This window comes from Brumimicrobium glaciale, assembly GCF_004152935.1.
GTDB lineage: Bacteria > Bacteroidota > Bacteroidia > Flavobacteriales_D > Crocinitomicaceae > Brumimicrobium > Brumimicrobium glaciale.
In genome coordinates this window covers 1-18,837 of sequence record NZ_SETE01000002.1, presented here as the reverse complement: position 1 = coordinate 18,837, position 18,837 = coordinate 1, and the positions used below count along the sequence as shown (strand labels likewise).

Annotated in this window: 14 protein-coding genes and 1 pseudogene; 8 read left to right on the top strand and 7 right to left on the bottom strand. The window is 34.1% G+C overall.

All coding sequences use genetic code 11. The features are described 5' to 3' along the window. Positions 1-151: 151 nt before the first annotated feature. The 3 genes from ERX46_RS03830 to ERX46_RS03820 are packed head-to-tail and all read right to left on the bottom strand — an operon-like array spanning position 152 to position 3,356. A complete protein-coding gene (locus ERX46_RS03830) occupies positions 152-1,120 on the bottom strand; it encodes a deoxyhypusine synthase family protein (RefSeq protein WP_165366140.1) in 969 nt (322 codons plus the stop codon). After that, on the bottom strand, positions 1,120-1,965 hold the full coding sequence (speB, locus tag ERX46_RS03825) for an agmatinase (RefSeq protein WP_130092522.1): 846 nt from the start codon (positions 1,963-1,965) through the stop codon (positions 1,120-1,122). Before speB ends, ERX46_RS03830 begins: the two co-directional genes overlap by 1 nt. Beyond that, entirely contained in the window at positions 1,965-3,356 is a 1,392-nt protein-coding gene (locus ERX46_RS03820; protein WP_130092521.1) for a type III PLP-dependent enzyme domain-containing protein, read from the bottom strand. The genes speB and ERX46_RS03820 overlap by 1 nt, the downstream gene beginning before the upstream one ends. A 160-nt stretch (positions 3,357-3,516) precedes the next feature. On the opposite strand from ERX46_RS03820, the gene ERX46_RS03815 reads away from it, so the two are divergent. Then, the gene (locus tag ERX46_RS03815) at positions 3,517-3,969 is read left to right on the top strand and encodes an Lrp/AsnC family transcriptional regulator (RefSeq protein WP_130092520.1); all 453 of its coding nucleotides are present in this window, start codon (positions 3,517-3,519) and stop codon (positions 3,967-3,969) included. Between the two features lie 163 nt (positions 3,970-4,132). Here the strand turns inward: ERX46_RS03815 and ERX46_RS17905 are convergent. Further along, positions 4,133-4,252: pseudogene (locus tag ERX46_RS17905) on the bottom strand (XRE family transcriptional regulator); the annotation flags it as partial. 254 nt (positions 4,253-4,506) lie between these two features. Further along, a complete protein-coding gene (locus ERX46_RS17450; protein ID WP_165366139.1) occupies positions 4,507-4,677 on the bottom strand; it encodes a hypothetical protein in 171 nt (56 codons plus the stop codon). Positions 4,678-5,028: 351 nt separating this feature from the next. Between ERX46_RS17450 and ERX46_RS03805 the strand changes: the two genes are divergently transcribed. Then, positions 5,029-5,631 carry a DUF6088 family protein gene (locus ERX46_RS03805; protein WP_130092519.1) on the top strand — a complete coding sequence of 201 codons (603 nt, stop codon included), beginning with the start codon at positions 5,029-5,031 and terminating at the stop codon, positions 5,629-5,631. Beyond that, positions 5,621-6,661 (top strand): nucleotidyl transferase AbiEii/AbiGii toxin family protein, encoded by a 1,041-nt coding sequence (locus ERX46_RS03800; RefSeq protein ID WP_242494530.1) that lies wholly within the window; start codon positions 5,621-5,623, stop codon positions 6,659-6,661. Before ERX46_RS03805 ends, ERX46_RS03800 begins: the two co-directional genes overlap by 11 nt. Positions 6,662-6,929: 268 nt before the next feature. Here ERX46_RS03800 and ERX46_RS03795 read toward each other — a convergent pair whose 3' ends face one another. Then, on the bottom strand, positions 6,930-7,703 hold the full coding sequence (locus ERX46_RS03795; RefSeq protein ID WP_130092518.1) for an XRE family transcriptional regulator: 774 nt from the start codon (positions 7,701-7,703) through the stop codon (positions 6,930-6,932). A 52-nt stretch (positions 7,704-7,755) separates the two neighbouring features. Between ERX46_RS03795 and dinB the strand changes: the two genes are divergently transcribed. The 3 genes from dinB to ERX46_RS03780 all read left to right on the top strand — a co-directional run bounded on the left by dinB (position 7,756) and on the right by ERX46_RS03780 (position 13,514). Continuing rightward, complete coding sequence (gene dinB, locus ERX46_RS03790; protein WP_130092517.1) at positions 7,756-8,970, top strand: DNA polymerase IV; 1,215 nt, start codon at positions 7,756-7,758, stop codon at positions 8,968-8,970. A gap of 4 nt (positions 8,971-8,974) precedes the next feature. Then, positions 8,975-11,932, top strand: coding sequence for a DNA polymerase III subunit alpha (locus ERX46_RS03785; protein ID WP_130092516.1), 2,958 nt, complete (start codon positions 8,975-8,977; stop codon positions 11,930-11,932). 319 nt (positions 11,933-12,251) lie between these two features. Further along, positions 12,252-13,514 carry a T9SS type A sorting domain-containing protein gene (locus tag ERX46_RS03780; RefSeq protein ID WP_130092515.1) on the top strand — a complete coding sequence of 421 codons (1,263 nt, stop codon included), beginning with the start codon at positions 12,252-12,254 and terminating at the stop codon, positions 13,512-13,514. 285 nt (positions 13,515-13,799) lie between these two features. Here ERX46_RS03780 and ERX46_RS03775 read toward each other — a convergent pair whose 3' ends face one another. Next, positions 13,800-16,697, bottom strand: a complete 2,898-nt coding sequence (locus tag ERX46_RS03775) for an AsmA-like C-terminal region-containing protein (RefSeq protein WP_130092514.1) — start codon at positions 16,695-16,697, stop codon at positions 13,800-13,802. A gap of 99 nt (positions 16,698-16,796) precedes the next feature. Between ERX46_RS03775 and ERX46_RS03770 the strand changes: the two genes are divergently transcribed. Both ERX46_RS03770 and ERX46_RS03765 read left to right on the top strand, forming a co-directional pair. Next, positions 16,797-17,531 (top strand): outer membrane beta-barrel protein, encoded by a 735-nt coding sequence (locus ERX46_RS03770; RefSeq protein ID WP_130092513.1) that lies wholly within the window; start codon positions 16,797-16,799, stop codon positions 17,529-17,531. 162 nt (positions 17,532-17,693) lie between these two features. Then, a complete protein-coding gene (locus tag ERX46_RS03765; protein WP_130092512.1) occupies positions 17,694-18,740 on the top strand; it encodes a T9SS type A sorting domain-containing protein in 1,047 nt (348 codons plus the stop codon). The last annotated feature ends 97 nt before the right edge of the window (positions 18,741-18,837 follow it).

Genomic DNA, 18,837 nt, shown 5'->3' with positions numbered 1-18,837 from the left:
AATGTATTTTTAATTATAAAAAATCAGCGGAAATCAGCGTTCGAAGATCCGCGTCATCCGCGTTCCGTCATCCCAAACTCGATCACCACCCCAAACAAAAATAGCGCAGAACCTACGTCCCACGCTATCCTTAAAATATAAATCCTCTACCCTACTGATCCAACAAATATGCAAACACCAACGGCGCTACAATCGTTGCATCGGATTCAATAATGAATTTCGGTGTATCAATACTTAATTTACCCCACGTAATCTTCTCATTTGGAACTGCTCCAGAATACGAACCATAACTTGTTGTAGAATCTGAAATCTGACAGAAATAACTCCAGAATGGTGTGTCTTCACGCTCTAAGTCTTGTGCTAACATTGGAACAACACAAATTGGGAAATCCCCTGAGATACCACCACCGATTTGGAAGAAACCAATTCCATCTTCACCAGCGTTATTTGTGTAGTAATCTGCTAACCACATCATGTATTCAATTCCTGACTTCATTGTAGAAGCTTTCAATTCTCCTTTGATGCAGTACGAAGCGAAAATATTTCCTAAAGTTGAATCTTCCCAACCTGGAACAACCATAGGTAAGTTTTTCTCAGCTGCTGCAATCATCCAAGAGTTCTTAGGGTCAATCTCGTAATATTGCTCTAAAACTCCAGAATTCACTAGCTTAAACAAGAATTCATGTGGGAACATACGTTCTCCTGCATCCTCAGCGTCTTTCCATACTTTGAAAACGTGGTCTTGTAAACGACGGAATGCTTCTTCTTCTGGAATACATGTGTCAGTCACACGATTCAAGTGATTCTCCAATAAATCCCACTCATCTTGTGGTGTTAAATCACGGTAATTTGGAATTCTCTTATAACTATTGTGTGCTACTAAATTCATTAAATCCTCCTCCAAGTTTGCACCTGTAGTTGAAATCATGTGAATTTTGTCTTGACGAATCATTTCCGCTAAAGAAATACCTAATTCTGCCGTACTCATCGCTCCAGCAAGTGAAACCAACATTTTCTTTCCTTCTGAAAGGTGTTTTTCGTAACCTTTTGCTGCATCTACAAGTGCTGCAGCGTTAAAATGTCTGTAATTGTATTCAATAAACTCTCTTACTTTTCCCATTATGAATTAAATTTATAAGATAATATTTTATATAATAATTTCGCTGCCATAAAATCTGGCGCTGGAACTCCTTCAACGGGAGCCAATTCAACAATATCAAAACCTACTAAGGTTTTCTCTTCTACTACTCTTCTCACCAATGTGATCACATCGTACCAATACATTCCACCTGGCTCTGGCGTTCCTGTTGATGGCATAATTGACGGATCAAAAACATCTAAATCAATTGTCAAATACACTTCTTCTCCCAATTGATTAAGCACTTCGTCCATCCAGTCTGGAGTAGAATTAATGCGGTACATATCGAAGAAATTCTCTTCCTTCACAAAAGGCAATTCCACAGCATCCATACTGCGAATTCCTACTTGAACAAGATTCGTATTTTTTGATGCCGCATGCATTGCACAAGCGTGATTACAAGCCGAACCATGAAATTCTGGACGTAAATCTGAATGCGCATCTAACTGTAAAACAGAAAGATTCTCGTATTTCTTTTTGAATGAACGAATCGCTCCAATTGAAATGGAATGCTCTCCTCCAAATAAACTTACAAATTTTCCAGTTTCTAAATATACGTCAGTCGTTTTCTCTACAGCATTACACATCGCTTCTGGTGAAGTAGCTTCTATTACTGCTGGAGCAACAAAAATTCCTCTTTCGTAAACTTCAGAGTTCGTTTCTATGTCATACAACTCCATGTTTTCTGAAGCATCCATTAACGCTTCAAATCCTTTATCGGCTCCTTTCCCGTAAGTAGAAGTTCCGTCATAAGGCACAGGGATAATTACTATCGCTGCATTTTCTTCTTTCCCTAATTCTTCAGGGATTCCTGCAAATGTTCTCATTAGTATCCTAAAATTTTAAGCATTTGTTCACTCGTTTGTTGTGGTGCGAATAATTCATCTACCAACTCACCGTTTTCATCATGACTTAACAAAATATGTTTTGGACTTGGAATCAAACAATGTTTAATTCCTCCGTATCCTGAAATTGATTCTTGATATGCTCCACAGTTGAAAAACCCAACATGCATTGGTTCTTTCTTATTGTAAACAGGTAAATAAATTGCGTTTGTGTGTTGTTCTGAGTTATAATAATCGTCACTATCACAAGTCAATCCACCCAAGAAAACACGTTCGTATTTTTCCTCCCAACGATTAATTGGCAGCATAATAAAACGCTTATTTATTGCCCATGAATCCGGCAGTGTCGTCATGAAAGAACTGTTAATCATGTTCCACTTCTCTCTGTCGTTTTGCTTTTTCTGATCCAAAATAGTGTACACCATCCCTCCTGCTTCAGCTACTGTGAAAGAACCAAATTCTGTAAAAATATCTGGGTGACGTGCACCAACATGGTCTGCAGACATCTTAATTTGACCAACAATCTCATCTACTAAATATTCGTAATCGAAGTCAAAAGCCAATGAGTTTTTCACTGGGAATCCTCCTCCTACATTTAAGTAAGTAATATCTGCGTCATTCTTAATCAAGTTTTCGTAAACGCTTAAGAATTTATGTAATTCGTTCCAGTAATATGCGTTATCACGAATTCCTGTATTCACAAAGAAATGTAACATGGAAAGTTTAAATTTCTTGTGGTCTTTTAATTTCCAGTTATAGAATGAAACGACATCTTTATACCCAATTCCTAAACGAGAAGTATAAAATTCAAATTTTGGATCTTCCTCCGAAGCAATTCGAATTCCTATTTCTAATTCTTGATCAATTTGTTCATCAAGAATATCAAACTCTTGGAAGTTGTCGATTACAGGAATGACGCGTGTAAAGCCTAACTCCAATAATTCTTTAATTTTTTTAATGTAAACTTCTGTCTTGTATCCGTTACACAAAACATAAGTGTCTTTATCTAATTTCCCTTTCTTGTGTAAAGCAATAAGGATATCAATATCAAAAGCAGAACTCGTTTCGATATTGGTATTGTGTTTTGTACATTCTTCTAATACAAAATTGAAATGTGAACTTTTCGTACAGTAACAATATTCATATTTCCCTTTGTATTCCTGTTTTTTGATACTCGTATTAAACCAATTGCGACAACGTTCAATTTGTTTTCCAATTACAGGAAGATACGTAAATCGAAATGGGGTTCCGTATTTTTCAATCAATGCATTCATGTCGATACCTCTGTATGACAATTCACCATTTTCAACACTAAATTCCTCTTGCGGAAAGTCGAACGTTTGCTCTATAAGATCTTGATATTTGTTTTTCATTTTTTATTATTGGAAAATAAACTTCGATGAAGAAGTTTTGATTTTTATAAAAGATTAAATCGCTGCAAATTTGCTTCAAAAAAGCGATATAAAATACTATTAGATGAAAATTAGTATTTTTTACTGCTAGTTGTTATTTTTACAGTTAAAAAAGCTAAATATGGATAGTATTGACCAAAGAATCCTTGAAATTCTCCAAACTGACTGTTTAAAGACAGCTAAAGAAATGGCTTCAGAACTCTCGCTAACCACTACTCCAATTTACGAACGTATAAAGAAACTAGAAAAAGCTGGATATATCAAGGAATATGTCGCTTTATTAGATGCTGACTTGCTTGGAAAATCAATCGTTGTCTTCCTAAACCTTACTGTTAAAGACCACCACGCCTCAAAACGAAAAGAATTTATCAAACAAATGGAGTCCTTAGACTCTATCACTGAATTTTATCATATCTCTGGTTCTTATGACTTCTTGGCCAAAGCAAGATTCTCAAGCATTAAAGAATACCGTGACTTTCTGGTGAATGATGTAGCTTCGATTTCTAATATCAGTGATATTGAGTCTCAGATTGTGTTGGAGGAGTTGAAGTATACTACGAAGATTATTATTTGATGATTCCCCAAAATGTAGAGACACACGGCCGTGAGTCTCTACATTTTGGGGAATCGCTTTAAAACCCGCGAGTATCCGAAACCACCAAAAGCAAAAAAATCCGCGTTCATCCGCGTTGCTTGCATCCGTGTCATCCGCGTTCCATTACAGCGCAACCTCCATATCAAACCAAACACTTCTTCAAAGCCTCCAACTCTACCCCCAAACCTTTAAACATCTGAATTATACTACTTAATTTCAACTCATGTTCTTCATATTCTTGTGTGTTGATACTACACGTAAATACTTGTCAGTAACACTGACAAATTCCATCTATTCCGAAAGAATTCTATTAATCTTCTAAAGATTTGTCAAAACAACCTTCTTCTTGAATTGAAATTCCAATGGAATATTGTACTTCTGAGGTTTTAATTATCAACTGTCAATATTTATTTTAACCTCTCTTTTTTTTCAAAATCGTCTACCTTGTTATCCAAATAATTCGCTAGATATAGAAATTCACCAACTTGATCTGAATCTACTTTAAGTTGTCTACAATCATCCGCGGTGAAGAAGGGCATTAAACTCATATTGAGAGGTATTAAACATTTTAGTTTTCATTTGACTATGAAAAGCTTCTACTCTTACTATTGATTCAGCAGTAGAAAAAAAATATTCTATTTCCTTTTTAAATTCTGCTGAAACCTTCTTTAAATTTAAATTACTCATTATTAGATATTTTAGATAATCAACAAATATCTAAATATTGCATAAGTCATGCAACATTGTAGAGTTTTTGTGTGACCATTTTGGAGGTCTTACATTTTTTTATTAAAAGAGCCAAACTTTCTTACTTAGTTAGTCTTTTAGAAAGTATCAATCCAGAGAATTGTCCAGTCTCCTAGCGATTTCTTCAGAACTTGGTAAAAGCCCTTTCATTTCTTTGGGTCGTTCGATTTCAGTTTTTATCGTAGAATATTTTTGTTAAATACTTGAGGTTTAAAGATGTGTTATTTAATAATTTTGTTTTTTTGTCGCAAATATTTACTAAATTTGCGACATAGCAAATAGATTAAACGAATGCAAAGCGTTGAAAATAAAATAATAAAATCAATTAAAAGCAAACCAACAGGCACACTGATGTTTCCTAGTGACTTTTTGCAATACGGCACATCTAAGGCTGTCCAAAAATCACTAGAGCGTTTAGAGGACAAAAAAGTAATTGTAAGAGTAGCGCATGGTATTTATGTCCGTCCAAAAATAAGCGAATTAATTGGACCTATTCTTCCTACCGCAGAAGAAGTTGCCGAAGCTATTGCTAAACGTGATAAAATTAGAACTGTGCCTACAGGAAGCTACGCATTAAATGCTCTTGGATTAAGTACACAAATTCCTTTAAACATTGTGTTGCTTACTGATGGGTCACCTAGGGTCATAAAGATTGGAAAACGTACTATAAAATTAAAAAAAACTACTCCTAAAAACCTAATGGCAAAAGGAAAAGTAAGTCGATTAGCCATTCAAGCACTTAAAGAAATAGGAAATGGAAAAGTAAGCGAGCAAGAAGAACAAAAAATTGTAACGCTCTTAAAAAAAGAGAATCAAAAACATTTGCTTCACGATATAGCTTTGGCTCCAGTATGGATTCAGATAATAATGAAAAAAGCAATAAATGATGAGTGAAATAAAATTTTACAATACAAGCAATCTCGAGAAAGAGGCCATATTTAATTCGATAGCTAATGAAAAGGGCATGACGCCATTTGCTGTAGAAAAAGACTGGTGGGTGAGCCGAACTTTAGATATCATATTTAAAATGGATATTGCCAAACATTTGGTATTTAAAGGTGGGACTTCATTGAGTAAAGCTTGGAAGTTAATACATCGATTTTCTGAGGATATTGATTTAGCTATTGATAAACAGTTTTTTGAAGGTTATGATGGAGATATTTCTAAATCTCAAATAAAAAAACTAAGAAAAGAAGCAGGAAAATATACAACTATCACCTTCTTTGAGGAGCTTAAAGAAGCGTTTAAAGAGAAAGGGTTAAATGAGTTAGAATTTCAAGTTATTGAAGCACAAGACAGTGATCAGGATCCAAGGATTTTAGAAATATATTATCCCAATGTAATAGAATCTAACTCTGATTACATACTACCTAGAGTTCAAATAGAAATAAGTTGCAGATCTTTAAGAGAGCCTTTTACTGAAAAAACATTTGGTGCGCTAGTAGACGAAGTTTATACCGACAAACCTTTCGTTGAAGATCTCTTTAAAATTCCTACAGTAAATCCAGAGCGAACTTTTTTAGAAAAACTATTTTTACTTCATGAAGAATTTCATCGTCCAGAAGAAAAAATAAGAGTAAATCGACTAAGTCGTCATTTATATGATATTTATCAAATGTCTAAACAAGGTATTACAGCAAGCGCATTTAATGATCAAGAACTATATGAAACCATCGTTGCACATAGATACAAATACGCAAAAGTCGGACATGTAGACTATAACTTGCACAATCCTAAAACATTGAATCCTACACCTATTGAACAAGTGCGTAAGGCGTGGGCTGATGACTATTCAAAAATGAAAGAGGATATGATATATGAAGAGACTAAACCGTCTTTTGAGGATTTAATCAATAATCTAGAATACTTAAGGAAAAAACTTCAAAATGCTGAATGGGAATTTAAATTAAAGTTCCCCTGTTAAACTAAAAAAAACACCCAGATTACTGTGAGATATTATTTCTAACTACCTGAATAAATGATTATTACTCGATAAAAGAAGAGATGTTTTCACAATCCCACTACAATTACTCAATTTAAAATACCTCTTTCAGCATCATTGTATACTAAACTAAACGCAATAACTTCTTTTTCCAAATCCGCAAATATCCGAATACACCACCAGCAAAAAAAACCGAGATCATCCGCGTTGCTTGCATCCGCGTCATCCGCGTTCCATTAAAGCGCAACCATCAAACCAAACACTTCTTCAACCCCTCCAACTCCACTCCCAACCCTTTAAACATCTGAATTACACTACTTAATTTCAACTCATGCTCCTCATATTCTTGTGTGTTGATACTACACGTAAATTTCCACAATTCCAAAACTTCTGAAACAGGCACTTCATAAGGTGGGTAACTTGAATTATCAGGCTTCAATAGAAACGTTTGCTTCTCTTCTACCAAATTTTCCAATCTTTTATACGTCATTCCATCGTCTTTTGTGACTACAATATAAGACAGTCCACTTTTCGCTGCTTTGATGTCTTCCACAAATTCTGCCACTACATAGGAACCATCTTTCATAGGCAACATGGAATCTCCCTTTATTGGAAAAGCCCTGTGTTTTCCTGTGGGTAAAAACGGCAATTTTATCTTCTCCAATTGCTCAATATATTCAGGGTCATCATATCCTAGTAAATATCCTGCAGATGTTTTCGAAGACACAATTTCAATCAGATTCTCATTATCACTATCTACAGTAATTGGAAACAAAACTCTTTTATTTCCCACTTCGATAAATGAAACATCTTTCGCTTTTGTTAAATCATTTTTAATGATAATATCGATTGGAATTTTAAAATAAGTCGAAAAATCAATCAAAAACTCAATGGTTGGTGAAGATCTGTTTTCTTCATAAGAACTTATTCTCGATCTTGTTACAGACAATTCCTCAGCCAAAACTTCTTGTGTTAGCTTCTTTAACCGTCTTAAATGTTTTATGTTTTTTGATAAATGACTCATAATGCTACAATATTGAGCAACGAATGTACGTATTTGTAGCTAGTTTTACACTATGAATAAGAATATTTTACATCTCGATTTAGACACTTTTTTTGTTTCCTGCGAACGCTTAATTGATAGTCGTTTACAGAAAAAACCACTATTGGTTGGCGGAACGGGCGACAGAGGTGTTGTTGCAGCTTGCAGTTATGAAACAAGAAGATTCGGTGTGCATTCTGGTATGTCAATGAAAATCGCTAGAAGATTATGTCCAGAGGCAATTATCATTCGAGGAAATACAAGTACCTATTCTAAATACTCCAATATAGTTACAGATATCATCAAAGATAAAGTACCCATTTTTGAAAAAGCAAGTATTGATGAATTTTACGCCGACCTTTCTGGAATGGATACCTATTTTGGAAGCTATAAATATGCTTCTGAATTACGTCAGCAAATTATCAAAGAAAGTGGATTGCCTATTTCTTTTGGGATGTCTCAAAATAAAATTGTTTCTAAAGTAGCCACTGGTGAAGCAAAACCAAACAATCAATTACTCATCAATGCTGGTTTTGAAAAAGACTTCTTAGCGCCTTTATCTATTAAGAAAATACCTTCTGTGGGTACAAAAACCTATAATATTTTAAGAAATCTTGGTGTAGATAAAGTAAAGGTAATTCAAGAAATGCCTTTAGAAATGATGATTAGTGTTTTAGGTAAGAATGGAAAAACGATTTGGAAACGAGCAAATGGAATTGATATTCAACCAATTATTGCTTTTCATGAACGTAAATCTTTATCCACCGAAAGAACTTACAGTAAAGATACGATTGATATGGAAAAACTAAAAACAACCATTTTTGCAATGGCTGAAAATTTAGCTTATCAATTGAGAAAAGGGAATAAACTAGCAGGAACAATTAGTGTAAAAATCAGATATTCGGATTTCAACACCTATAATAAGCAAATAAAAATTCCATACACAAGCGCAGACCATATTATCATTCCTAAGGTTCTAGAACTGTTTAAAAACCTATATCAAAGAAGATTACTCATTCGATTAGTAGGTGTTAAGGTTTCTGATATTGTAAGCGGAAATTATCAAATTAATCTCTTTGATGATACGGAACAAATGCTCAAACTTTACAATGCTATGGATGCTGTTCGCGATAAATATGGTGAATTAAGTATCATGAGAGCATCTTCCATGGGTGCGAAATCTATAGGGAGATTTAATAATCCATTTAATGGAGAGCCACCTTTAGTTTTAGCACATAGAAAACAATAATGGCATGTATATCAATTGTCATACATATTATTCTTTGCGTTACGGAACATTCTCCGAAACTGAATTGTTGCAGCTTGCAATCGATAATGATATTGATTCAATTGCGTTAACAGATATCAACAATACGTCTGCTTGTATGAATTTCATACAGGAGGCAAAAAAGGTGAATATAAAACCTGTTATTGGTGTCGATTTCAGGAACGGTAACGATCAGCAATTTGTGGCACTTGCAAAAAGCAATACTGGCTTTGAAAACATAAATCGCTACTTGTCTTCTTTTTTAGAGTCTAAAACTACTATTCCAGAAAAACCCAAAAAATTAGAAGATGTTTTTATCATTTATCCTTTCGAGAAAGTTCTAGAACTCAATCTCACTACTTTTTCGGAGGATGAATTTATTGGGATTTCTATTGCTGAAATAAATAAACTTCGGTTTTCTTATGTGAGAAAATTTGAAGACAAATTAGTCATTCAGCAACAAGTTACGATTAGAGATAAAAAAGATTTTAATGCACATAGACTGCTGAGAGCAATTGACAACAATACTTTATTGAGTAAGCTGTGCACTTCAGAAGAATGCTTTCAAACCGATAAAATGCACGCTAAATCAGAATTAAAGGAGTACTTTAAAGAGTTTCCAACTATTATTTCAAATACTGAAGCACTACTCAAACAGTGTGACGTCAATTTTGGATTTAACGATGAACGTGAAAATCAAAACAAAAACTTATACCTGAATAGTTTTGAAGAAGATTGCGCAATGCTATTGGATTTATGCGATCAAAAAATCTACGAACGCTATAAAAATCCGACTCAAAAAGTACTTGATCGACTTCAAAAAGAACTAAAAGTGATAATCGAATTAAAATTCGTTTCCTTTTTTTTAATCAATTATGATATCATTCAATATGCGAAAAGCAATAACTTTTTCCATGTAGGTCGAGGAAGCGGTGCAAATAGTATAGTCGCTTACATTATGGGAATTACAGATGTAGATCCCGTAGAACTAGATTTGTATTTCGAGCGATTCATTAATCCTTTTAGAGCTTCCCCACCCGACTTTGATATTGATTTTTCATGGAAAGATAGAAATACCGTTACCCAATATATTTTTGATCGCTTTGATAATGTAGCATTAATGGCAACTTACGTTACTTTCAAATATAGAGCTGTAGTAAGGGAATTGGGAAAAGTGTTTGGCTTGCCTAAAGAAGAAATCGATAAATTAAGCAAAGGCGTTGCAGAAGGCCAAATAGATGACGTTTCTAAACTTGTTTTAAAATACGGAAAGTTAATTGAAGGTTTTCCTAATTATGTGAGTGTACATTCTGCAGGAATTCTGATTTTAGACAAGTCAATTCATTATTATTCAGCCACTAGTCTTCCTCCAAAAGATTTTCCTACTGTTCAATTTGACATGAATATTGCTGATGATGTGGGTATTTTCAAATTTGACATTTTAGGTCAACGTGGTTTGGCAAAAATTAAAGAAGCTTTAGAGATAATTAAGGAAAACAATCCAAATGCACCTGAAATTGACATCACAGATATTGAACGTTTTAAAAAAGATGAAAAAATAAATAATCTTTTAAAAACGGGTGGAGCAATTGGAGCGTATTACGTAGAATCTCCAGCAATGCGCGGATTAATGCAAAAACTAAAAACAGAAAATTATATTGGTTTAGTCGCTGCGAGTTCTATTGTTAGACCAGGTGTTTCTGGTTCGGGAATGAAAGATGAATTCATAAAAAGGCACAGATATCCTGAAAAAAGAAAAGAAGCCAATCCTATTTTATTGGGAATTATGCCTGAAACTTATGGTGTAATGGTCTATCAGGAAGACGTTATGAAAGTAGCCAATCAATTCGCAGATTTAACTTTAGGTGAAGCAGATGTACTCCGAAGAGGAATGAGTGGTAAATCACGTTCGGCTTCTGAATTTAAAGCTGTGGAGGATAAATTCATTTCTAACAGCAGAAAAAAAGGACATGAAGACAAGCTGATTTTTGAAATTTGGAATCAGATTAAAAGTTTTGCAGGCTATGCATTTGCTAAAGGACACTCGGCATCTTATGCAGTAGAAAGCTATCAAAGTTTATTTTTAAAATGCTATTATCCAATTGAATTTATGGTAGCTGTATTAAATAATGGCGGTGGATTTTATTCAGTTGAACATTATATTCATGAAGCAAAAATGCGTGGTGCCAAAATTGAATTGCCTTGCATTAATACAAGTGAACATGTAAATAGAGTCATCGGTAAAACTATTTACTTAGGTTTTGGATACTTAAAGAGTCTAGAACAATTGGTCATTCAACGGATTTTAACTGAGAGACAACTGTTTGGAAAATTTAAGTCTTTGGAAGACTTCATGGACCGTGTTACTATATCTATTGAGCAAATAACCATTTTAATTCGCATTAATGCTTTTCGTTTTATCTTAAAACCGAAAACAGAACTCCTTTGGAAAGCGACTTTTAGATTAAATGCTACAAAACAGCGTCAAGTTCAAGAACAAGTACAATTATTCCGTGTGCAGCATCAAAACTTCACCATTCCGAAATTGAATTCACATTGGTTAGAAGATGTTTACGATGAAATGGAGTTGTTAGACTTTACCATCCATGATTATTTCTCTTTGGTCACAGAGGAATTTAAACCTCATGCAAAAGCCAGTGAAATGAATCTGCATATAAATAAGAATGTGCTTTTATATGGCAAGTTAGTGACTACCCGTTTCAATAAAACATCACAAGGAAAATTAATGCGATTAAGTACTTTTATTGATCAAGATGGAAATTACTTTGATGCAGTTCATTTTACCAACGTAGTTCATCAATATCCTATTATCGGAATGGGGATTTATGGTTGTTTTGGCAAAATCACAGAACGTTTTGGATTTTGCAGTATGAATGTAATCCAATCTAAGAAAATGAGTATCGCAGGTGATCCAAGGTTATGAAATAACTCACTACAAATTAAGGATATTTAGTGGCCATAAAACCCACCAGAACAAAACGCGGAGAGATTATAAATTTTGGAACCTTCCAAGATTATGGAGGAATTTTTTTTGAAACTGTTCACTTTCCTCCAAGCATTAAAGTCTATCCTTTTCTAGAAAGAGGAATTTATTAACTGCGTGGAAAGGTTGCGCAAGGATTTGGGATTCCAGTTTGGGGATGATGCAGCGAGTGAAATTGAAAGGAATGGATGACAGGAGGTTGCAATAACTAAGCTTAAGAAAAAATAAGTGTATTTAAGAAGAATTAAAACAAACTATTATGAAAATCTTTTACCTTTTAGGATTAATATCCGTGTTATCAACAAGCATAACTGCGCAAGTAATCAATCCAAGCTTTGAAAACTGGACTACTGGAGAACCAGATGATTGGTTAAACTTTAATGGTGTAGGTGACATTACAGATGAAAACGGTAACACAATTATTCCAGCAAAAGAAGAAACAACAGGAGCAACAGAAGGGAATAGCTATATAAAACTGACATCATTTAATTTAGCGAATACAAATGATCCTGTAAATTTACCAAATGGAATTAGAGGCTCAGTTGCTTATCAAAGTTTCAACTCTACAGACAAGTTTTTAAACTTTGAATTAGATATAACGTACGATATCAAACCAAATGATACAGCAGTAATTTTGATCGATGCATTCGATAATAGCGGTTCAAGAGTTGGCAGTGGAAAGGTATATTTAGGAGGTTCTCAAACGACATTAGCAACAGTAACGGTAGACATGAGTTATGACCCTTTCAATGTTGCTAGTTATAAGATTAATATAGCTAGCAGCGAAGGTCAAGTTCTTGCTTCAGTTAATTCTACAATTGCACCAGGTTCTTGGTTAGCGGTAGACAATATAGTTGAAGGAATAATTTTACAAGACGCTCCTAATGTGACCAATGTTATTGCCAGTGACGTTAACGATAATCATGATGGATCTGATTTAGAAGTATCTTTTGATATCCCTGATGAAACAAAAGTCTCTAATTATTATGTTATCGCAATGTCGGGTATTACTCCTGCAGATTTAGGAAACGGAGCAGGATTCATTTTGAATAGCGGAAATCAAACTACAACAACGGGCTCGGATCAAACATATAATTTCACAACAGCTGGGGTATACTGGAGAACCGATCCAAAAACATTTATTATAGAACCCACTCCAATTGTTGAGAATGTTGAAATGAAAGTTTATATTTTAGTAGAAGGCGCAAGTGGCTATATGAATGTTTATGAAGCATCAAATCTAATTACTTTAACTTCACCATTGTCTTTGTCTGATCAATATAAAGAAATCAGTATCTATCCTAACCCAGCAATCAATTTTGTTAATTTCAAAATTGATGGTCTAGAAAATGGTTCCGTCTCGATCATTTCTGTTACTGGGCAAGAGCTTGTAAAACAAAATTTTTCAAACGGAACGAAGCAAGTTGATATTAGTAAATTAAATAGTGGAGTATACTTTTATACAATTCGAAATAAAAGAGATGAAATTATCAAAACGAACAAATTAGTTGTTCGCAAATAAATAGAAATCTATAAATAAGAATGAAGGAGATCAGCTAAATAGTTGGTCTCTTTTTTATTAGGAATAACCGCTGAAAATATTTCCCTTTCCTCCTAGCGTAAAAGCTTATCCTTTTCAAGGAAGAGGAATTTATTAACTGCGTGGAAAGATTGCGCAAGGATTTGGGTATTATACTTATGGAAAACATTGCTTTAAAACTGACATAGAGAAATCAAAACTTTTTCATCCATAAAAAAGAGGAAAGCTCTCACTTTCCTCTTCTCAATTCGTTATAATCAAAGTCTATTACAGACTATTCGCTTTATCACGTGCTTTATTCATCACATCATCTGCTCTAGACTTCGCTTCACTTTCAATTTTCTGAGCAGCTTCCTCCCCTTTTTCTCTTAATTTTTTCCCTGCTATTTCAGCGCCTTTTTTCTTTAAAGGATTCGATCCAGCTTCATCCATCAATTTCTTTGCATTTTTATCTGCTTCATCTCTTGTGGAATTTGCTAATTTCTTTCCTTCAGCTTTGATATTATCCGCTTGTTTTTGTGCAGCATCTAATATTTCTTGCTTTTTCTTTTCAACAGCTGCTTTCGCTTCATTGACTTTATCATCAACTATACCTTTAATACTGTCTTTGGCTTTGTCTACAGTATCGTCAATTAAGTCTTTCACTCCACCTTTAATATCCCCACCCAATTCCATCAATTTCTCCTTCATATTCGTTTTCACTTTAGGATCTTTAATTGTATTTGTAACCAAAGCGGTAATTGGAATATTGGCTGGTAATTCCTTCATTTTAAATCCTGGAATCTTCTTCGCTTGTTCAATCGCTTGTTCTGCAATTTTTAAAAGTTCACCCGGAATTTCTTCTTTAGGAATATTCATCTTGATTTCATAATCAATTTCTTGCAAGAAAGATGTCGTCCCTCCTACTGTAGTATTGATTTTCCCCATTTTAATATCAAATGGTTTTACCAATACTTTTCCTTCCGAAAATTCAAATGTCGCTCTTATATTGTCCAAAGTTTGCTTACTTAATTTCGGGATTTTAATAGTCTCCGCCAATTTCTCTAATGGACCAAATCCTGAAATTGTAACTCTATTAGAAAACAATGAACCGTTTCCAGCTAGTGTTTCAAAAATTGGTTCTAAAGAAGGCTTTAAGCTTGTCGTCATTGCGAAATCTGAAGATATTTTTCCAGATGTATATTTCGCAACTGGTGCTAACTTATCTATTGTAATGAAGTTTTTCGTTAGCTCTTGAATATCCAAATCCTTTAAACTGTATCTAAACTCAATTTTTGGAACGGCTTTATTTTGGGTATTGTATTTCCCATTTAATGCCACAGTACCTCCTAAAGTTTGCATGTTCAAATCCTCTAAAATAGCTTCTTCATTTCTTAAAATCACACGCCCTTTAACAGCATTGATATCCATTCCGTCGTATTTAATTTTATTGATCGTTGTATTCAAAACAAAATCAATTTTCTTAGGAACTGGAATTCCTTCTTCCTCTCCTGCTGGAGCATCAGTTGTTGCTGTCGTTTCTTCTGTTGAAGCTGTTTCACTTGTCGTTGCTGATGGAGGCATAATTTCATCAATATCTAATAAATTAGAATGGTAGTTGAAAACACCTTGTAAATCTCCTTCATTGAACATATAACCAATGTAGTTTTTTACTTCTCCATTTAAAGAGAAATCACTTTTACCCATTGTAGCTTTCAAATTAGCCAACTTCAATTGTTGTGGCGAAAATTCAAATAGTAAATCTTCAATATCAACTGGAGCTGGTAAATCTACTGATGCATAATGGAATCCTTTTAAATTAAGTGTTCCTGTTGCATTGAATTTATCATATTCTTCTTTTTCTATTGTAGACATTTTCCCTTCAATAGAAATATCAGAAGTTAATTTACCAGTATATTGCTCGCCTTCAGCCAATGGATAAACTTGTCCTATCGTTGCTAAATCTATATTTGCATGAATTTTAGACTTCAAATAAGGATCTGTCATTGGATTCTTCATGTAGAAATTTGCATCAATTGTATTTCCTACGAAAGTTGCTTTAAATTGATCAATATCAACAGTTGCTTTATCTAGTTCTGTTCCTCCTGGGAATTTAGAACCACCAACAATACTAATGTTATCAATAGAAGCTGGCATATCTGGATAAACTATTGAAGCGCCATTTACTTTCGCAGCAACATCCCAAGCTGGGTAATTTACGTCGTCATATTTACCTTTCACAAAAGCATTTAAGCTCAATGTTCCTTTCGCCACCATACTTTCATAACCTGTGTGGTAAAAAGCTGGAATTAAAGAAAGTAAATCTTTGAAGCTCGTTTTATCAGCTTTCAATTTTAAATCCATATTGTCGTATCCTTTGAACATTTCATAGAATCCGTCAAATGATAATTTCAATGCATTTAAAGTCAATTCATTTTGCTTCAAAGTAAATTTATCACTTCCCTCTTTCGATTCAATCAAGATATTCATCACAAGGTCAGTTTTCACTTTAGACAAATATGTTGCACCGGCCATTTTATAAGTCAGCTCATCAATTTTCGTTTTAGTTTCAAAATCGATAACATCTGCTGTCATATCTCCAGAACCTGAATGATTGATGTTTTTGATTTCAGCAAACATATTTCCTAAACGATCATCATATTTGATGTTTCCGTCTTTGATTTCATAATATTCTAATGAAAATTTAAAAGGTGAAGAAGTTGTATCGATATCTTCTTCGGCCATTTCTTCGGAAGTTTTCATGATATCGTAATTCGCTAATCCAGATTCTAGAATTTTTACGTGAATATTTGGTTGAACCAAAACTACTGAACGAACAGCGATGTCTTCCATATTAATCACACTCCAGAAATCAAGTTTCGCTTCAAAGCTTTTCATGTCGATTAGCTTCACGCCTTCAAATTCGTCTCTTCCTGTTACTGAAACATCATCAAATGCTAATTTCATTTTAGGAAAGGAAGAGAAAATCGTTAAATCGAAATCACCAACGGCAACATTTGCTTTCAGCATTTTGTTGGCTTCTTTCAATGCCATTTCTTTAATTTCATCCTTGAAGAAAATGGGGATTAAAATAATAGCGATAATTAATAATAGGAAGGTTATTCCGGTGATTTGAAGAATTCTTTTAAGTACAGATTTCTTCTTTTTATCTTTCTTTGTTGACATAAAACAGTTTTATAGGTATTTAATTTTAAAATTATCCTTTAATTAGCTAAATATACGTGAAATATCCAATTATTAATTGCCAAGATATACTAAAACATTATGAAATACATTTTAATTCTCTTACTCTCAACAACAAGCATTTTTGGAACTGCCCAAATCATTACGAATGACAAATCTCCCGAAGAAAAAGAGGTGGTCAAAGTTGAAAAAGAAATCAAACCAAAAACAGGAACAGAATTGTATTTCGGAGTAAGTCCAGCCTATACATTTCGCACCTTAGAAATCAATGATGGAATATTTGGACAACAGTTGGGTTATCGTGAAAACGAAGTTGGTGAATGGACAACTGGTTTTAATGCTGGCGTTAGAAGTCAATTGACCAAAAATTTCAAGCTAGAAATCGGAGTTGGCTATGCTACAAATAGAGAATCGTATGATTTTAAAGAAACTGATTCTGTGTTTAGTTATGTAAATACATACCGCCACATTTCCTTCCCTATCCGCCTGGCTTATTCTTACGGTGACGAAATTTCATTCTACGGAGGAATTGGAGTAATTCCAAAAGCATTCTTATCCATGAAAAATGAATTGACCACTTTGGATATCAATAATAATGAAAACACTGTTGAAACGATAGAAACAGATAAGTTTAATTTCTTTTTAATGGATGCTGTTGCGACTGTTGGAACTCAGATTAAATTTTCAGAGCATTACGGAATTTATGCAATGGTTGAAGGACGCAGACAATTGATGAATAATTATAATTCGCAGTCGGCTTATGTTAGAAAGGCATTTGCGCTTGGGTTTAATGTAGGGATTGAGATTTATTTGTAGGTTGGGGTTAATTGATGATTTGTAGATTTATTTCTATTATATTTACAGATATAAACACACTAAAACTGTACAATACTTCTAATTATGGAGTCTATTGTGCAGTTTTGTTGAATATATAATAAGTTAGCGTTAATTGAATAAAAATACCTAAATCGAAAAAACATGAAGTATCAAATGCAATCTGCAAAAAACTATAGATTAAGTGTTATATTAATTGCAGCTATATTATTCGTTAGTTCAAATAGTAGTGCTCAAACTGTCACAAATGGCGCTTTTACCTCAGCCGCATTAGGGTGGGGCTGCTCGCCAGAAACAAATCCGGAGTCCGTTTATGGAGGTACTGGTTCAAATCGAGTGGCAGAGGTGGATGCCGCAGTTGGGCTATGTCAAACGATATCTGGCTTTACTATTGGTTCATTGTATCAAATTACTTTTGATTGTTCAAGAAGAACAACTTGCGGTCCGGCAACCCAAACATTAGACTTTGGTATTGATGGTGGTGCGCTGGCAACCCAAAATATTTCAAGAACGGGAGTGTTTAACTTCACAGCCGAAATTTTTAATTTCACTGCCACAGCTACAAGTCATACTATTGATTTTAATGGGACTTCTGCGGGAACATGTGGTTTAATAATTGACAACATTGTAGTTTCATTGGTAAGTGCACTTCCAATAGAGCTATTAAATTTTAATGCCTCTCCAATCAATAATGAAATAGTTCAACTACAATGGCAAACTGCTTCTGAAAATAACAACGACTACTTTACAATTGAACGTTCGAAAAATGGAACTACTTGGGAGGAATTAGCCTTAGTAGACGGAGCAGGAAACTCTTCATCTTTATTAAGTTATTCTACAAGTGATACTCGCCCTTACATTGGAATATCTTACTATCGTTTAAAGCAAACTGATTTTGACGGACAATTTGAATACTCAGAAATAAGAAGCAGCAATATTGAAAGACTGGAAAATTCACAAATAGAAATGTACCCAAACCCCTTCAAAAATCAGATTACAATATTAGCTAATTCAACTGAATTGGCTGAGATTACCATCTATAATGCGCTTGGGCAAGATGTCACTTTATTAGCTCTCAAAATTGAACAGCTTAGTGGTAAATTGGTACTTGATGTTTCGAGTTTAAGCTCTGGTATTTACTATATAAAAACAAAAACTACCGCTAATCGAGTAGACGGCTCCGCCAGATAAACTGACGGAGTACGCCTCTCACACCACCGTACGTACGGGTCTCGTATACGGCGGTTCGTATCTTGGTGGATTAAACGACAAATGAAGTTCCAACATT